The organism is Caulobacter ginsengisoli (genome assembly GCF_030814835.1).
Classification (GTDB): domain Bacteria; phylum Pseudomonadota; class Alphaproteobacteria; order Caulobacterales; family Caulobacteraceae; genus Caulobacter; species Caulobacter ginsengisoli.
The window spans coordinates 108,796-123,454 of the sequence record NZ_JAUSVS010000004.1 but is presented as its reverse complement, the minus strand read 5'-3'; the positions used below and the strand labels follow the sequence as shown (position 1 = coordinate 123,454).

Below are 14,659 nucleotides of genomic sequence, written 5' to 3'. Positions count from 1 at the left end.
CCGCGCTCTGGCGCGGTCGTCCTCCCCCTACGGGTGAGGAGTTTACGCCGCCGCCCTAGCTGCCGAGATCGCCTGGTCCAGCGCCGCATAGAGCTGGGCCGGCTCGATCGGCTTGGCCACGTGGCCGCTCATGCCGGAAGCCAGGCAGGCCTCCCAGTCCTTGGCGGTGGCCGAGGCGGTGATGGCGATGACGGGGGTGTTCTGGTTCGGCCCCGCATGGGCCCGCAGGCGGCGGGTGGCTTCGCGGCCGTCCATGCCGGGCATGTAGACGTCCATCAGCACGATATCGAACGGCTCGGCGGCCAGGCGCTCCAGCCCTTCCTCGGCCGAGGCGGCGGTCTCCGGCACGATGCCCAGCGGCGCCAGGACCAGGGTGATGGCCTGGCGGTTGATGGCGTGGTCGTCGACCACCAGCAGCCGCGGCGGCGGGCCCAGCGGCTGGGCCGGTTCAACCAGGGCCGGCTCGGCCGGCGGCAGGGTCAGGGTGACGATGAAGGTCGCGCCGGCCCCGGGGGCGCTGGAGGCCACCAGGTCGCCGCCCATCAGCCGGGCCAGCTGGCGGCTGATCACCAGGCCCAGGCCTGAGCCGCCGTGCTTGCGGGCCACCGAGGCGTCGAGCTGGTCGAAGGGGGTGAACAGGCGGTTGATCTGATCGGCCGTCATGCCCGGCCCGGTATCGGCCAGGGCCAGCCTCACCATCTCGCCGTCCACCGACACGGTGAGGCGGACCGAACCCTGGCGGGTGAACTTGATGGCGTTGGAGAACAGGTTGTTGAGCACCTGGCGCAGCCGGGTCGGATCACCGACCACCCAGTCCGGCAGGGCGCGGGCCCCGTACAGGCCCAACCGCAACCCCTTGGCCCGGGCCTGGGGCTTCCAGAGACGGACGGCGTCCAGTACGGCGCGGCGCGGATCGAAGGCGATGGCCTCGACCTCCATGCGGCCGGCGTCCAGCTTGGCCAGGTCCAGCAGGTCGTCCAGCAGGGTGCGCATCATCGCCCCCGCGTCGATGATCAGTTGGGCGTGGGCCTTGGCGCCCCGGTCCCTGGCCTCGCGGCGCAGCTCGCCGGCCCCGGCGTTGATGGCGCTGATCGGGGTGCGCAGCTCATGGCTGATCATGGCGACGAAGGCGGACTTGGAGGCGGTGGCGGCCTCGGCGGCGCGGCGGCCTTCCTCGGCCTGGGCCAGGGCTTCGTCCTGGGTGCGGCGGGCGTCCTCGGTGGTGATCCAGGCCCCGACCACGTTGAGCATGACCAGGCCCACGGCGATCATCATGGTGACCAGCAGCGGCCCGGCGGTCTGGCCGGCGTCCAGCAACGGCAGGACCAGCAGATAGAGACCATAGGGCAGGGCCGAGACGGCGAAGGCGACGCGGCTGCCGCGGCTGAGGCTGACCAGGTTGGTCATCGCCCCGGCGATCAGGGTCACGCCCAGGGCCGGGCCGTAGCGCTCGATATAGGTCCAGAGGATGGGCGACAGCGCCCCGAAGGCGATGGCGGACGGGGTGAACAGCCAGAGCGCCGCGTTGGCGGCGCCCGAGGCGGTCCTGGGCGGATTGGCCAGGACGCGCGGCGCGAACCGCATCTCCAGATGCTGGACCAGGATAAAGACGCCGGCCCAGATCCAGGTCGCCCACCAGCCCTGGCCGATGGTCAGGCCCGAGGCGATCAGCATGGCGGTCAGCGCCCGGGCGCGGGCATGGCGGCGGCGCATCTCGACAGCGCCAGCGAGGCCAAACCGATCCTGAACGTCCGTGGACATGAGGTCTCCCCCGTTTGCGTGAGAATGCCGGACCCGTCCTAAGACTCAGTGAAAAAACGAGGATTTTCGAGCGCCGCCGCAATCGCTGGAATTGCTTCGTTAACCGAAGCGGCCGAGTCTGCCGTCGATTGGGAGAAGCAGCCATGAGCGCCTTGCAGTCCCGGCGCGGCCATCCGGCGGTCAGCGCCTTCATCGAGCACGGGTTCCACGTGTTCCCGGACGGGGTCGACAGGTGCGCCGCCGGCGCCCTGCTGGCCGACATCCGCGCCGACCGGGCCTTCGACGGTTCGCTGTTCCTGAGCGAGGCCGAGTTCGACGCCAACCCGCAATACACCGGCGTCAATCCCATGCCCGGCCGCAACCTGCTGGAACGGTTCGAGGACCGACTGGGCTTCGTCGAGCACGATCCGGGCGTCGTCGAAGCCCTCGGCGCGATGCTGGGCGAGGGCTATCAGCTGGTGAACCGCAAGGTGGTCTGCGGCGTGCCGGCCAGCGCGGTTCCCGCCTGGCTGAAGGCGCGGATCGAGGGCAATCCGGTCAACAATCTGGGCGCCTGGGTGCGGCCGGAATACCGGGATGTGACCTATTTCTACGGCATCGACTTCCACCAGGACCTGATCGACTTCAAGGACCGCGAGGCCGATTTCATCACCCTCTACATCTACCTGCACCCGGTCGGGGCCCATGACGCGCCTCTGTTCCTGCTGGAAGACAGCCACAAGTTCGGGGCGACCGTCTTTCCGCATGACCTGAAGCGCGAGGCCGCCGGCTGGCGCTACGGGGATGGCCGTGGCGGCGAGATGCTCTGCCGCCAGCACCTGCTGACCGGCGACGCCGGCTACGCCGCCATGTGGCACGCCTGCACCCTGCACGGGACGCAGCCCGACGCGGCGGACAATGAGCGGCTGTCGTTGCGGTATCTCTACGCCAAGGCGCCGGGGGTGACGGCGGGGATGGACGAGGTCAACGCCACGCTGGGCGGGCCGATCAGCCTGAAGGCCACGCGGCAGGATCTCGACGAGCGCGGGGCGGCGCAGGTGAAGCACAACGCGGTGAAGCAGGCCTAGCTCTGGAACCCTTCCTCCTCGATGGAGGAAGGGCAGGGTTGGTGGTGTGCGCTCGGAGCTTAAGCGTGAGGCACAGGGTGGCGACCACGCCTCCCCGCGTTCTTCCGGAAGCGCTGTGCCACCACCACCATCCCCAACCCTTCCTCCATCGAGGAGGAAGGGAGTTCTAGAGTGCCTGCTCCACCACCACTTCCGTCTTCACCGAATTGGCGATGAAGCAGTCCTCGTGCGCCGCATGGTGCAGATGATCCAGCTCCGCCGCCGTCGGCGCCCGCCCCTCGAACACGATCGCCGGCCGCAGCGCCACGTGGGTCACCGCCATCCGCCCCGGCGCGATGCGGGTTATCTTCCCCTCGGCCTCGTCGCGATAGGCCGTCACCACGAACCCGGCCTCCCGCGCCTTATGCAGGAAGGTCAGCATGTGACAGTTGGAGAGGGCCGCCACGAACAGCTCCTCCGGGTCCACCGCGCTGGCGTCCGACCAGGGCAGCGGCACGATCCCCGGCGAGGGTGAGCCCGGCACCACCGCCCCGCCGTCGAAGCTGAGCGTGTGGGCGCGGCTGTAGCGGCCGGTCAGGAAGTCGGCGGGCGGTTCGGCCAGTTTCCAGTCGATGGTGGCGAAATAGCTGTGGGCCATTACTCGGGAACCTTTGGGAAGGTGGCGGCTTCGAGCTTGTTGCCGTCGAGGTCGAGGATGAAGGCCGCATAGTAGCCGGTCATCGCCGCCGTTCTAGGTCCTGGCGCGCCGTCGCTCTTGCCGCCGCGGTCGAGCGCGGCCTGGTGGAAGGCCTGCACGGCCTCCTGGCTGGCGGCCCGCAGGCAGACATGCAGGCCCGTGCCGTCCGGCTCGGGAACGCGGCCCGGCCGATGGTTCAGCCAGATCTCCGGATAGCGCTTGCCGAACCCCACCGTCGCCTCCCGCTCCACCAGCCGGCGGTAGCCCAGCGGCTCCAGCAGGGCCTCGTAGAAGGCGGCGCTGGCGGCCAGGTCGCGGACGGCGAGGGAGAGGTGGTCGATCATCAGAGGGTCCTGGCTATGAGCACCTTCATGATCTCGTTCGCCCCGCCATAGATCCGCTGCACGCGGCTGTCGCGATACATGCGGGCGATCGGGTATTCGGCCATGTAGCCGAAGCCGCCGAACAGCTGCAGGCACTCGTCGATGATCTTGTTCTCGAGATCGGTGGTCCAGTATTTGGCCATCGAGGCGGTGGCGGCGTCCAGCTTGCCGGCCAGGTGCTGCTCGATGCAGTGGTTGACGAAGACCCGGGCCACGGTCGCCTCGGTCTTGCATTCGGCCAGCTTGAACTGGGTGTTCTGGAAGTCGATCAGCGCCTTGCCGAACGCCTTGCGCTGCTTGACGTAGTCGATGGTCAGGTCGATCGCGCGTTCCATCGAAGCAATCGCCTGGACCGCGATGTTCAGCCGCTCCTGCGGCAGCTGGCCCATCAGCTGGAAGAATCCCTGGCCCTCGTCGCCGCCCAGCAGGTTCTCCTTCGGCACCCGGACATCGTTGAAGAACAGCTCGGAGGTGTCGGCCGCCTCCATGCCCAGCTTGTCGAGGTTGCGGCCGCGCTCGAAGCCCGCGCAGCCGTCGGTCTCGACCACCAGCAGCGAGGTGCCGCGCGCGCCCTGGGTCGCGTCGGTCTTGCAGACCACGATGACCAGGTTGGCGGTCTGGCCATTGGTGATGAAGGTTTTGGAGCCGTTGAGGATGTACTCGTCGCCGTCCAGCCGGGCGGTGCTCTTGATCCCCTGCAGATCCGAGCCGGCGCCGGGCTCGGTCATGGCGATGGCGGTGACGTATTCGCAGGTCGCCATCTTGGGCAGCCAGCGCTGCTTCTGCGCCTCGGTGCCGTAGTTGAGGAAGTAGTGGCCGACGATGGCGTTGTGCAGCGACAGGCCAAAGCCATCGACGCCCTTCTTGCCCAGGGCCTCCATCAGGATGACCTCGTGGCGGTAGTCGCCGCCCATGCCGCCGTACTGCTCGGGGATGGAGAGGCAGGAGAGGCCCGCCTCCGCCGCCTGGTTCCACATCACCCGCTCGACGATGCCGTCCTCGCGCCATTTGGCGGTGCGGGATTCCGGGGCGAACTCGTCGAAGAACCGGCCGCAGGCGTCCTCGAAGATGACGATGTCTTCCTCGGCCATGAAGGCGGGCTTGGGAACGGCGACGCCGGGCATCAGAACGACTCCACGGGGGGCGACATGATCGCGTCGGAGCCAGCCTTGAGCTTGGTCAGGTGCGCCCCCGCGTCCGGCAGGATGCGCTCAAGGAAGTAGCGGCCCGTCGTCAGCTTGCCGGCATAGAAGGGATCGGCGTCGCCGCCATCAATCTTGGCCTGGGCCGTCTTGGCCATGAGGGCCCACATATAGGAGAGGCCCGTCAGGCCGAAGAGATGCATGTAGTCGGTCGAGGCGGCGCCGGCGTTGTCGGGATTGGAGAGGCCGTTCTGCATCAGCCAGAAGGTCGCCTCCTGCAGCTGGGCCTTCACCCCGGCCAGGCCATCGAGGTATGGCTTTAATTGCGCATTACCCTCGTTTTCAGCCAGGAAGCCGTCGATCTCGGCGAAGAAGCTCATCACCGCCCGCCCGCCGTTAGCCGCCAGCTTGCGGCCGACCAGGTCCAGGGCCTGAACGCCGTTGGTGCCCTCGTAGATCAGGGCGATGCGGCAGTCGCGCAGATACTGGCTGGCCGGGAAATGCTCGGTGAAGCCCGAGCCGCCGTGCACCTGCATGCCATCGACACAGGCCTTGAAGCCCTTGTCGGTCAGGTAGCCTTTCAGCACCGGGGTCATCAGGCCCATGTAATCCTGGGCCTTCTGGCGGACGGCCTCGTCGGGGTGGCTGTGGGCCAGGTCGCCGTGCAGGGCGGTCCAGAACAGGAAGGCCCTGCCCCCCTCGATCACCGCCTTGGAATCCAGCAGCATCCGCCGGACGTCCGGATGGACGATGATTGGGTCGGCCGGTCCGTCGGGGTTCTTCGGCCCGGTCAGCGAGCGGCCCTGGATGCGGTCCTTGGCGAAGGCGGCGGCGGCCTGGTAGGCGGCCTCGCCCTGGGCCACGCCTTGCAGACCCACGCCCAGCCGCGCCTCGTTCATCATCACGAACATGATCTTCAGGCCGGCGTTCTCCTCGCCGACCAGCCAGCCCTTGGCGTCGTCATAGGCCATGACGCAGGTGGCGTTGCCGTGGATGCCCATCTTCTCTTCCAGGCCGGCGCAGACCAGGCTGTTGCGCTCGCCGGGCGTGCCGTCGTCCTTGGGCAGAAACTTCGGCACGATGAACAGGCTGATGCCCTTCACCCCGGCCGGCGCGCCCTCGATGCGGGCCAGGACCAGGTGGACGATGTTTTCGGCCAGGTCATGCTCGCCGCCGCTGATCCAGATCTTCTGGCCGGTGATGCGATAGGTGCCGTCGGCCTGGGGCACGGCCTTGGTCCGCAGCATCCCCAGGTCCGTGCCGCACTGCGGCTCGGTCAGGTTCATGGTGCCGGTCCAGGTCCCGGCGACCATCTTGGGCAGGTAGCGCTGCTTCAGCTCTTCGGAAGCGCCGTAGTTGATCGCCTCCGACGCCCCGTGGGTCAGACCTGGATACATCGAGAAGGCCATGTTGGCCGAGCTCGACATCTCGTTGTAGGCCAGGCTCAGCACTCGCGGCAGGCCCTGGCCGCCCCAGGCCGGATCGCTTGAAAGGCCCAGCCAGCCGGCCTCGACCATCTGGTCATAGGCGGCCTTGAAACCGTCCGGCGTCTTCACCGTGTTGTCCGGGGACCACTTGCAGCCCTGCTTGTCGCCGACGCTGTTCAGCGGGGCCAGAACCTCGCTGGTGAAGGCGGCGGCGCCGTCGAGAATCTGCTCGACGACGTCCATCGAGGCGTCGGCGAACCCAGGCAGATTGGCATGCTTTTCGATGTCCAGAACATCGCGCAGCAGGAAGGTGTAGTCGCGGACAGGCGGCTGATAGGCCATGGGAATCCCAGGGTCTGGAGGTAAGGGAGCAGTGAAGAGGAGGTGGGAGACGGCCTTACTTGGCCGTCACCGCCTCGGCGTGATGGCCATCGACCCGTGAGCGCATGACCTGGTCATAGTCGGCGGCGCGGGGCAGCAGGTCGGGACGGTTCTCGGCCAGCACCGCTTCCAGCCGGTCGCAGGCGGTGCGCAGCTCGTCGATGGCGTGGTCGATGTCCTCGCGCTGCTGTTCCAGCACCACGATCTTCTGGCGGAATTTCTTCAGCGAGTGGGCGTTCTGGGCCATGGCGTTGTCGCTATGGTCGTACATCTCCAGGATCTCGCGGATTTCCGCGAGGGAGAGGCCAACCCGCTTGCCGCGCAGGATCAGCACCAGCCGGGCGCGGTCCTTGTAGCTGTAGACCCGGTTCATGCCCTCGCGGGCCGGATACAGCAGGCCCTTGTCTTCGTAGAAGCGCAGGGCGCGCGGGGTTGCTTTGAATTCGACACAGAGTTGGCGGATGGTGAAGGTCCGCTCAGGCCGCCGCAGTTCGCTTGCCATGATATCCTCCCTGGCTTTTTGCAGGCTGTCGTTGGGAGAAGATTACTCCCCTTTACGTCAACGTCAACAAGCGGGAATTTCCCAACCGACGTCTAGATTTGCTATCGGCCGGCCATGACCGCCGTCCTATTCATCTGCAGCGCCAACCGACTGCGCAGCCCAACGGCCGAGCAGATCTTCAGCCTGCGTGGCGATCTGGAGGTGATGTCGGCCGGGCTGGACCCGCATTGCGGCAACCCAGTCACGGCCGAATTGGTGGAATGGGCCGACGTCATCTTCGTCATGGAGCGAACCCACCGCAACAAGCTGTCCAGCCGCTTCCGCTCGAGCCTGAAGACGGCGCGGGTGATCTGCCTCAATATTCCCGACGACTACGAGTTCATGGACCCGGTTCTGATCCGGCTGCTGGAAACCCGCGTGACGCCCCACCTTCGCTAGGCCTGGAGGGACGATGAGCCTGTGGACCTGCCCCGACTGCGGCCGCGGTTTCGCTAACCGCAATCAGGTCCACACCTGCGCCGGCCTGCACGACCTCGACCACCACTTCGCCCGCCGGCCAACGGCGGTGCGGGCGCTGTTCGACGCCCTGACGGAGGCGGCGCGGGCCTGCGGGCCGGTGATCGTGCTGCCGGAAAAGACCCGCATCGCCTTCCAGGTTCGGATGAGCTTCATGGCGGTCATGCCGCGCAACCACGGCCTGCGCGGCCATCTGGTGCTGGCCGAGCGGGTCGAGGACCCGCGCTGGACCCGGATCGAAACCTTCTCGCCGCGCAATCACCTGCATGCCTTTTCGCTGACAGACCAAGGCCAGATCGACGATTGGTTCAGAGGCAGGCTGGCGGAAGCCTATGCGGTCGGCGCCCAGCGGCATCTTGCATCTCCGGCGCCCTAGCCAAACGGGCCCGTCACCCGGGTCACCACAGTTCGAGCGTCTGCTGAATCTCGCCGGGCTTGCGGCTGTGCCAGGCCCGGAAGATCAGCCGCGCCGGAATGAAGCTGTCGCCGCGATATTCCGGCTTCACGTCGAGGCGGTCCACCTCGTCCTTTTCCACAGCCTCAACGATGGTAGCGACGATCCGCGCCTCGGCCTCTGCGAACTGGGACGGAATGTAGGTAACGTTCTGCGGTATGTCGGGGCCGCCGAAATCGACGGGAAATAGCAGCACCCGGACCAATCGGCCTTGCCCGGCGAGCGCCTCGGCCTGCTCCCTGGTCTTGATGGCAGCGTAGTCCAGCTTGACGTTCGCCGGCCCGGCCCTGGCCGAGGCGGCCTGATCGGCTGGTCCGGTCGCGGAGGCGAAGCCGCCGCCCGCAAGCATCATGAGGAGGGCAGCGAATGTCGAGACAGGCAGTTTCATCGGGTTCTCGAGCGCCAAGGCAACAGGGCGCGGCCATTCAGGATGATGTCGGGCAGGACCAGGCTGGCGACAATGAAGCCCCAGTAGAGGGCGGTGACTCCGACATAGTCCATGTGGGGCAGCACGAAGTCGGGGATGATCCGTGTCAGGACGAAGGTGAAGGTTAGGCCGAAGCTGCGGCCGATCCACAGTTGGTGCTGGCGAATGTCGCGACTCCGGATGGCCAACCAGGCGAACACCGTGGTCAGCAGCCACAGCCCGCCCATCGTTCCCATCACCGCCCAGTTGGCCGGAAGTTCGAAGCGCAGGACGATCCAGACCGACAGGATCGAGGAGATGATGACCGACACCACGTAGAGTCGGCCCAGCCATCGGTGCAGGGCCGGGTTAGCGCGCCGGATTGTTGTGGAGAATTGCAGGGGCGCGACCAGGAAGGCGATGGTCCCGCCGAGGATGTGGGGGATCAGCCACCACTTCATCGGGGCCAGGTGGATGAGCAGCGGGTCGTTCGGCCGTAGGACGTAGGCTTCGTGAGTGACCAGGGTGGCGAGGGTCAGCAGGAAGAGGCCGCCGCCGAACGCACGCTTGAACCAGATGGCCGGGGCGGGACGGGATTTTGCCAGATCGATGGTTGTCATGCGCGGCCCCCTTACCCAAACACTATCGCTTGCCGCCTGTGATCGGGGAAGGCCGTCCAAACCCGCCTCCTCTCCTCGTTAGAGGAGAGGTCGACTCTGAGTGCGCGAGCACGAAGAGCGGGTGAGGAGATTCCCACGCCGGCCGGTACCTGATCCCCCTCGCTCGCGCCAAGCCGAACCGCCTGCGGCGGCCACCGTGGGAATCTCCTCACCCGGAGACAGCGCCTGTCGGCGCCTGTCTCTCGACCTCTCCTCTAACGAGGAGAGGAGTTTAGTGGCGTCAGCCCAGCTTCTCGTCGATCAGCGCAATCGTCCGGTCCAGCCCGAAGATCTCCGCGAACGACCCAAACCGCGGCCCCTGGCTCTGGCCCAGCAGCACCTCGTAGAGCGCCTGGAACCAGGCCCGCAGCGGCTCGAACCCGGCGTCCTTGCCCACCGCATAGACCTCGTTTTGGATGGTCTCCGCGTCCGCTTCGGCCGGCAGGGCCGCCAACCGGGCGCGCAGGTCCAGGATCGCGGCGCGCTCCTGGTCGGTGGGGGCGCGGAAGGCCTTGGTCGGCTTTACGAAGTCCTCGTAGTAGTTCAGCGCATAGCCGGCCAGGCGGTCGAGCAGCGGCTGGTTCTCCGGCGTCGCGCCGGGGATGTGGCGCGACAGGAACCCCCACAACACTTCCTTGGTCCCCGCATCGGCGGCCGAGACCAGGTTCAGCATCAGCGAGAACGATACGGGCGAGCCGTACTGCGGCGGGCGGCCGCCATGGACGTGCCAGGCGGGGTTGTTGACCTGGGCCGCCGGCTCCTGGCGCGGGAAGGCGTCCAGCTGCTGCAGATACTCGTCCGAGGCCTTGGGGATGACGTCGAAGTAGAGCTTCCGCGCCGACTTGGGCGACTGGAACATGTAGTAGGCCAGGCTCTCGGGCGCGCCATAGCGCAGCCACTCCTCGACCGACAGGCCATTGCCCTTGGTCTTGGAGATCTTGAGATTGTGCTCGTCCATGAAGAGTTCGTAGTGGAACCCCTCGGGCGGGACGCCACCCAGCACCTTGCAAACCTGGTTCGACAGGCGGACCGAGTCGATCAGATCCTTGCCCGACATCTCGTAGTCGACGCCCAGCGCCGTCCAGCGCATGGCCCAGTCGGGCCGCCACTGCATCTTCACCCCGCCGCCGGTGACCGGAACCTCGGTCAGCTCGCCGTTCTCGTCGCGGAAGACGATGGTGCCGCGGTCGACATGCCGCTCCAGGGTCGGGACCTGCAGCACCTTGCCGGTGCGCGGGCTGATCGGCAGGAAGGGCGAATAGGTGGCCCGCCGCTCTTCGCCCAGGCTCGGCAGCATGATGGCCTGGATGGCGTCGAACTTCTCCAGCGCCTTGAGCAGGGTCTCGTCGAACCGGCCCGAGCGGTAGCACTGGGTCGAGGAATAGAAGTCGTACTCGAAGCCGAAGCTGTCGAGGAAGGCGTTCAGGCGGGCGTTGTTGTGCGCCCCGAAGCTCTCGTACTCGCCGAACGGGTCGCGCACGACGGTCAGCGGCTTGTCGAGATCCTCGGCCAGCATCTCGGGGTTCGGAACGTTGGTCGGGACCTTGCGCAGGCCGTCCATGTCGTCGCTGAAGCTGATCAGGCGGCTCGGCATCGCATCATCGGTCAGGGCGCGGAAGGCCGAGCGGACCATGGTGGTGCGCGCCACCTCGCCGAAGGTGCCGATGTGCGGCAGGCCCGAGGCGCCGTAGCCGGTCTCCAGCAACACCGGCTTCTGCAGGGCTTCGAAGGTTTTGACCGCCTCGTCCGTCTTGCCGGCGTTGATCAGGGTGACGGCGAGATCGCGCTCGCCGTCGGTGAGGCGCACGCGCAGCACCCGCGAGAGCAGGTTGCGCGCCTGCTCGAACGGCCAGGCCTTGGCGTCGCGGGCGAGGGGGGAGAGACCTTCAAACATGATGCGGTGCGGTATAGGGGCTCAGGCCAGCCCCTGGAAGAGGGCCCGCGCCTCCTCCCACGATCCGACCATCCGCGCCGCGCCCGCTTCCATCAGCCGGCGGCCTGCCGGCCCGTCCATATGGCCGCCGCCGGAAAAGGCCCAGACGGTCATCCCGGCCGCCAGGCCTGAGCGCACGCCGTTGACGCTGTCCTCGATGGCGATACAGCGGGCGGGATCGGCGCCGAGCGCGCTGGCGGCGTGCAGGAAGATGTCCGGATGCGGCTTGGCGCGGGCGACCAGGTCGGCGGAATAGATGTGCGGGTCGAAGGCTTCGAGCAGACCAGCCAGCTTAAGCTTCTCACGCAGGAACCTGGCCCCGGAGGAGCTGGCGACCGCCTTGGGCAGGGTCAGGACGGCGACGGCCCGCGCGCAGCCGGTCACCTCGGTCAGGCGGCTCTGGCAGGCGTCCCAGCGCTGGGCGTGGGCGCGGTCGATGAAGTCGGCCGGCATGGGAACGCCCAGCCGGGCCAGGCTGTCGGCTTCCAGGGCGTCCCGGAAGGCGGCGTCGTTGAGGCCCAGGAACCGGTGGCCGTATTCGGCCACGTCGTAGGTGAGGCCGTGGGCGGCCAGCAGTTCGATCTCGACCTCGATGGCCAGGATTTCGCTGTCCACCAGGACGCCATCACAGTCGAAGATTACGGCGGCGGGGTTTTCCATGGACCGCCATAGCAAAAAGGCCCTCCGGATCGGAAGGCCCTCTTGGTGTGCAAGAGAAGATTTGGGGTCAATTCAGGTTTCGGATTTCCGCCTTCGCTCGCCGGCCTGATGGGAGGATCAGGTCCGGCGAGGCTTGGCGGCGAGCACTAGGCGAGGCCGGCGGTCTGAACGGCGGTGAGGGCCACGACGGCCAGCGGCACGACGGCCAGGATCAGGGTGGCCAGGTTGCTGAACGAACCGTTGAAAGACTTGGACATGATGTAATCCCCTTGGTTTGAAACTCGCCGGGGCGGCCATCCGCTCCGGTGATGGGGATATAGGACTATGCTTCCGCGAATGCTTGTTAAGTTAGCGTCATGACAACGATTTAAGTAAATGACGGCCAGGTTAGAAAATTACACGCAAGTAATTAACCCGTCAGGTTGTCGGCGTCACCAGGAAATGCCCCCGCATCGCCGCGATCGGGGCGGCGCGCTGTTCCTGCCAGGCCTCGACATGAACGTTGGCGATGCGGCGGCCGACCTTCTTGATCTGGGCGCGGGCGTAGGTGGTCAGGGGGCGGCCCGAGCGCAGGTATTCGATGGTGATGTCGATGACCCGCGGCTGGCGGGCCTGGCCCTCGCTGACCGAGAGCTGGGCGAGCGCGGTCATCTCCATGAAGGCCCCCAGCACCCCGCCATGGATGGCCGGCAGCATCGGGTTGCCGATCAGGTGCTCACCGAAGGGCAGGATGGCGGTCATCTCGTCGCCGGCCAGCTCGGCCCGTATCCCTAAGAAGCGGGCGTAGGGGATGCGCTCCAGCACCGTCTGCAGCTGCTCGGACGGGGTCATGACCTACCCTTCACGGGCTTCTTGGCCGGCTTGAGGTTGGCCCCGAAGCCGCGGCCGGCGCTGGAATCCAGCATGAAGGCGGCCTGGGCGGCGGCCACCGGATCGTCGGGGTCGGTGTCGTAGGCCACCGCCCGCACGAAGGCGACCGAGCGGGTGGCCTTATAGCAATGGGCCCGGGCGAAGATGTCCTTCCCGGGCTCGGCGGGGCGCATGTAGTCGATGCGCAGGTCCAGGGTGGCGATGGTGGTGAACTGCTCCAGCGCCGTATGCACCGCCTGGCCGCAGGCATGGTCCAGCAGGGCCGTGACCACCCCGCCAGCGATCACCCCGGTGTCGGGATCGCCGACCATCTCGGGCTTGTAGGGGGCGCGGAGGACGGAACCTTCCGGGCCGATCGAAATTGTCTCGATGCCCAGGGCCCGGGCGTGCGGCGAACCTTGGTTCATCGCCCCCAGCGCCTGCCGCATGATATCCATCCGGTCGCTCATGCAGCGGTCTTAGAGCGCCGCTTCTGGTATATCCAGCCCGTGTTGAAGCCCCAGGACCTGCTGCAGCCTCGCCCCGGCGGCCTCTACTGCCCGCCCGGCGACTTCTATATCGACCCCACCCGGCCGGTGGACGCGGCGGTGGTGACCCATGGCCATGCCGACCACGCGCGGTCGGGCCACGGCACGGTGGCGGCGACGCCCCAGACCCTGGACATCATGGCCTCGCGCTACGGCGAGGACTTCACGGGCCGCCGCCAGGCCCTGACCTATGGCGAGTCCATCGTCCGCAATGGCGTGGAGGTCACCCTGGTCCCGGCCGGCCATGTGCTGGGCTCGGCCCAGGCGGTGGTCCGCTACAGGGGCCTGACCATGGTGGTCAGCGGCGACTACAAGCGCCGGCGCGACCCGACCTGCGCGGCCTTCGAGCCGGTCCCGTGCGATGTCTTCATCACCGAGGCCACCTTCGGCCTGCCGGTCTTTCGCCACCCGCCGGACGCCGGCGAGATCGCCAGCCTGCTGGCCTCGGTTCGACAGTTCCCCGAACGCACCCACCTGGTCGGCGCCTATGCCCTGGGCAAGGCGCAGCGGGTCATCTGCCTGCTGCGCGAGGCCGGCTGGGATCGCACCCTCTATTGCCACGGCGCGCTGGAGGGCCTGAACGCCCTCTACCAGCGCCACGGCGTCGACCTCGGCCCCCTGGCCCCGGCCACCGACGCCAAGGACAAGCTGCCCGGCGAAATCGTCATCGCCCCGCCCTCGGCCATCGCCGACCGCTGGTCGCGGCGGTTCGCAGACCCGGTGGCGGCCTTCTGTTCGGGCTGGATGCGGGTGCGGGCCCGGGCCCGGCAGCGGGGTGTGGAGCTGCCGCTGATCCTGTCGGACCACGCCGACTGGGACGAGCTGACCGGAACGCTGGCCGAACTGAAACCCGCCGAGGTGTGGATCACCCATGGCCGGGAGGAGGCGTTGTTGCGCTGGTGCGAACTGCAGGGCCAGCCGGCGCGGGCCCTGGCGCTGGTGGGGTATGACGACGAGGAGGACTAGCCGAACCCCTTGACCAGCAGCACCACCGCCTCCGACCCCGCCACGCGATCCTTCGAGATGGCCTGATACTCCGGCGACTCCGCCCAGGCGCGATAGGCCGCCTCGTCGGGAAACGACATCAGCACCAGCTTCTCCCGGTCCCAGTCGCCCTCGACCACCTGCGGGGCTTCATCCGCCGCCAGCAGCCTCCCCTGGAACTTCAGGAACACCGGCATGAAGGCGGCCTGGTAGCGATCATAGGCCGGGCGGTCGGTGAAGCGGAGCTGGGCGATGCAGTAGACGGTCATGGCGCGATCCTGCGCCGGTTTTCGCCACGTAAGCGAAGACCC

At 67.5% G+C, this 14,659-nt stretch carries 17 protein-coding genes; 4 read left to right on the top strand and 13 right to left on the bottom strand.

The genetic code is table 11. From position 1 onward, the window contains the following. Positions 1 to 42 precede the first annotated feature (42 nt). On the bottom strand, positions 43 to 1,761 hold the full coding sequence (locus tag QO010_RS12245) for an ATP-binding protein (RefSeq protein WP_307349495.1): 1,719 nt from the start codon (positions 1,759 to 1,761) through the stop codon (positions 43 to 45). Between the two features lie 143 nt (positions 1,762 to 1,904). On the opposite strand from QO010_RS12245, the gene QO010_RS12240 reads away from it, so the two are divergent. Further along, entirely contained in the window at positions 1,905 to 2,828 is a 924-nt protein-coding gene (locus QO010_RS12240) for a phytanoyl-CoA dioxygenase family protein (protein ID WP_307349494.1), read from the top strand. A 166-nt stretch (positions 2,829 to 2,994) separates the two neighbouring features. Here QO010_RS12240 and QO010_RS12235 read toward each other — a convergent pair whose 3' ends face one another. The 5 genes from QO010_RS12235 to QO010_RS12215 are packed head-to-tail and all read right to left on the bottom strand — an operon-like array spanning position 2,995 to position 7,339. Further along, positions 2,995 to 3,465: an OsmC family protein gene (locus QO010_RS12235; protein WP_307349492.1), complete on the bottom strand. Its 471-nt coding sequence runs from the start codon at positions 3,463 to 3,465 to the stop codon at positions 2,995 to 2,997. Continuing rightward, on the bottom strand, positions 3,465 to 3,848 hold the full coding sequence (locus QO010_RS12230) for a VOC family protein (RefSeq protein ID WP_307349489.1): 384 nt from the start codon (positions 3,846 to 3,848) through the stop codon (positions 3,465 to 3,467). The genes QO010_RS12235 and QO010_RS12230 overlap by 1 nt, the downstream gene beginning before the upstream one ends. Further along, entirely contained in the window at positions 3,848 to 5,011 is a 1,164-nt protein-coding gene (locus QO010_RS12225; protein WP_307349488.1) for an acyl-CoA dehydrogenase family protein, read from the bottom strand. Before QO010_RS12225 ends, QO010_RS12230 begins: the two co-directional genes overlap by 1 nt. After that, complete coding sequence (locus QO010_RS12220) at positions 5,011 to 6,798, bottom strand: acyl-CoA dehydrogenase C-terminal domain-containing protein (protein WP_307349487.1); 1,788 nt, start codon at positions 6,796 to 6,798, stop codon at positions 5,011 to 5,013. The genes QO010_RS12225 and QO010_RS12220 overlap by 1 nt, the downstream gene beginning before the upstream one ends. Positions 6,799 to 6,853: 55 nt before the next feature. Next, positions 6,854 to 7,339: a MerR family transcriptional regulator gene (locus tag QO010_RS12215; RefSeq protein WP_307349485.1), complete on the bottom strand. Its 486-nt coding sequence runs from the start codon at positions 7,337 to 7,339 to the stop codon at positions 6,854 to 6,856. Between the two features lie 114 nt (positions 7,340 to 7,453). On the opposite strand from QO010_RS12215, the gene QO010_RS12210 reads away from it, so the two are divergent. Then, positions 7,454 to 7,777 (top strand): low molecular weight protein tyrosine phosphatase family protein, encoded by a 324-nt coding sequence (locus tag QO010_RS12210; protein ID WP_307349483.1) that lies wholly within the window; start codon positions 7,454 to 7,456, stop codon positions 7,775 to 7,777. A gap of 13 nt (positions 7,778 to 7,790) precedes the next feature. Beyond that, positions 7,791 to 8,231: a DUF5655 domain-containing protein gene (locus QO010_RS12205; protein ID WP_307349482.1), complete on the top strand. Its 441-nt coding sequence runs from the start codon at positions 7,791 to 7,793 to the stop codon at positions 8,229 to 8,231. Between the two features lie 22 nt (positions 8,232 to 8,253). Here QO010_RS12205 and QO010_RS12200 read toward each other — a convergent pair whose 3' ends face one another. From QO010_RS12200 to QO010_RS12175, 6 genes are all read right to left on the bottom strand, one after another. Then, positions 8,254 to 8,697, bottom strand: coding sequence for a hypothetical protein (locus tag QO010_RS12200; RefSeq protein WP_307349481.1), 444 nt, complete (start codon positions 8,695 to 8,697; stop codon positions 8,254 to 8,256). After that, entirely contained in the window at positions 8,694 to 9,335 is a 642-nt protein-coding gene (locus QO010_RS12195; protein WP_307349480.1) for a DUF2306 domain-containing protein, read from the bottom strand. Before QO010_RS12195 ends, QO010_RS12200 begins: the two co-directional genes overlap by 4 nt. A 280-nt stretch (positions 9,336 to 9,615) precedes the next feature. After that, positions 9,616 to 11,268: a lysine--tRNA ligase gene (locus QO010_RS12190; RefSeq protein WP_307349478.1), complete on the bottom strand. Its 1,653-nt coding sequence runs from the start codon at positions 11,266 to 11,268 to the stop codon at positions 9,616 to 9,618. A 21-nt stretch (positions 11,269 to 11,289) separates the two neighbouring features. After that, positions 11,290 to 11,967 carry an HAD family hydrolase gene (locus QO010_RS12185; protein ID WP_307349476.1) on the bottom strand — a complete coding sequence of 226 codons (678 nt, stop codon included), beginning with the start codon at positions 11,965 to 11,967 and terminating at the stop codon, positions 11,290 to 11,292. 417 nt (positions 11,968 to 12,384) lie between these two features. Beyond that, positions 12,385 to 12,798 (bottom strand): PaaI family thioesterase, encoded by a 414-nt coding sequence (locus tag QO010_RS12180; protein ID WP_307349475.1) that lies wholly within the window; start codon positions 12,796 to 12,798, stop codon positions 12,385 to 12,387. Continuing rightward, positions 12,795 to 13,286, bottom strand: coding sequence for a PaaI family thioesterase (locus QO010_RS12175; RefSeq protein ID WP_307349473.1), 492 nt, complete (start codon positions 13,284 to 13,286; stop codon positions 12,795 to 12,797). Before QO010_RS12175 ends, QO010_RS12180 begins: the two co-directional genes overlap by 4 nt. A gap of 30 nt (positions 13,287 to 13,316) precedes the next feature. On the opposite strand from QO010_RS12175, the gene QO010_RS12170 reads away from it, so the two are divergent. Continuing rightward, positions 13,317 to 14,330, top strand: a complete 1,014-nt coding sequence (locus QO010_RS12170) for a ligase-associated DNA damage response exonuclease (protein WP_307349831.1) — start codon at positions 13,317 to 13,319, stop codon at positions 14,328 to 14,330. Here the strand turns inward: QO010_RS12170 and QO010_RS12165 are convergent. Beyond that, the gene (locus tag QO010_RS12165) at positions 14,327 to 14,617 is read right to left on the bottom strand and encodes a DUF1330 domain-containing protein (RefSeq protein WP_307349471.1); all 291 of its coding nucleotides are present in this window, start codon (positions 14,615 to 14,617) and stop codon (positions 14,327 to 14,329) included. The genes QO010_RS12170 and QO010_RS12165 overlap by 4 nt on opposite strands. Between the last annotated feature and the right edge of the window lie 42 nt (positions 14,618 to 14,659).

Excerpts from the sequence above, each read along its gene's own strand:
- QO010_RS12185 (WP_307349476.1), bottom strand. The coding sequence starts at position 11,967 with ATGGAAAACCCCGCCGCCGTAATCTTCGACTGTGATGGCGTCCTGGTG.
- QO010_RS12245 (WP_307349495.1), bottom strand. The coding sequence starts at position 1,761 with ATGTCCACGGACGTTCAGGATCGGTTTGGCCTCGCTGGCGCTGTCGAG.
- QO010_RS12235 (WP_307349492.1), bottom strand. The coding sequence starts at position 3,465 with ATGGCCCACAGCTATTTCGCCACCATCGACTGGAAACTGGCCGAACCG.
- QO010_RS12240 (WP_307349494.1), top strand. The coding sequence starts at position 1,905 with ATGAGCGCCTTGCAGTCCCGGCGCGGCCATCCGGCGGTCAGCGCCTTC.
- QO010_RS12200 (WP_307349481.1), bottom strand. The coding sequence starts at position 8,697 with ATGAAACTGCCTGTCTCGACATTCGCTGCCCTCCTCATGATGCTTGCG.
- QO010_RS12165 (WP_307349471.1), bottom strand. The coding sequence starts at position 14,617 with ATGACCGTCTACTGCATCGCCCAGCTCCGCTTCACCGACCGCCCGGCC.
- QO010_RS12210 (WP_307349483.1), top strand. The coding sequence starts at position 7,454 with ATGACCGCCGTCCTATTCATCTGCAGCGCCAACCGACTGCGCAGCCCA.
- QO010_RS12215 (WP_307349485.1), bottom strand. The coding sequence starts at position 7,339 with ATGGCAAGCGAACTGCGGCGGCCTGAGCGGACCTTCACCATCCGCCAA.
- QO010_RS12195 (WP_307349480.1), bottom strand. The coding sequence starts at position 9,335 with ATGACAACCATCGATCTGGCAAAATCCCGTCCCGCCCCGGCCATCTGG.
- QO010_RS12180 (WP_307349475.1), bottom strand. The coding sequence starts at position 12,798 with ATGACCCCGTCCGAGCAGCTGCAGACGGTGCTGGAGCGCATCCCCTAC.
- QO010_RS12225 (WP_307349488.1), bottom strand. The coding sequence starts at position 5,011 with ATGCCCGGCGTCGCCGTTCCCAAGCCCGCCTTCATGGCCGAGGAAGAC.
- QO010_RS12230 (WP_307349489.1), bottom strand. The coding sequence starts at position 3,848 with ATGATCGACCACCTCTCCCTCGCCGTCCGCGACCTGGCCGCCAGCGCC.
- QO010_RS12205 (WP_307349482.1), top strand. The coding sequence starts at position 7,791 with ATGAGCCTGTGGACCTGCCCCGACTGCGGCCGCGGTTTCGCTAACCGC.
- QO010_RS12220 (WP_307349487.1), bottom strand. The coding sequence starts at position 6,798 with ATGGCCTATCAGCCGCCTGTCCGCGACTACACCTTCCTGCTGCGCGAT.
- QO010_RS12175 (WP_307349473.1), bottom strand. The coding sequence starts at position 13,286 with ATGAGCGACCGGATGGATATCATGCGGCAGGCGCTGGGGGCGATGAAC.
- QO010_RS12190 (WP_307349478.1), bottom strand. The coding sequence starts at position 11,268 with ATGTTTGAAGGTCTCTCCCCCCTCGCCCGCGACGCCAAGGCCTGGCCG.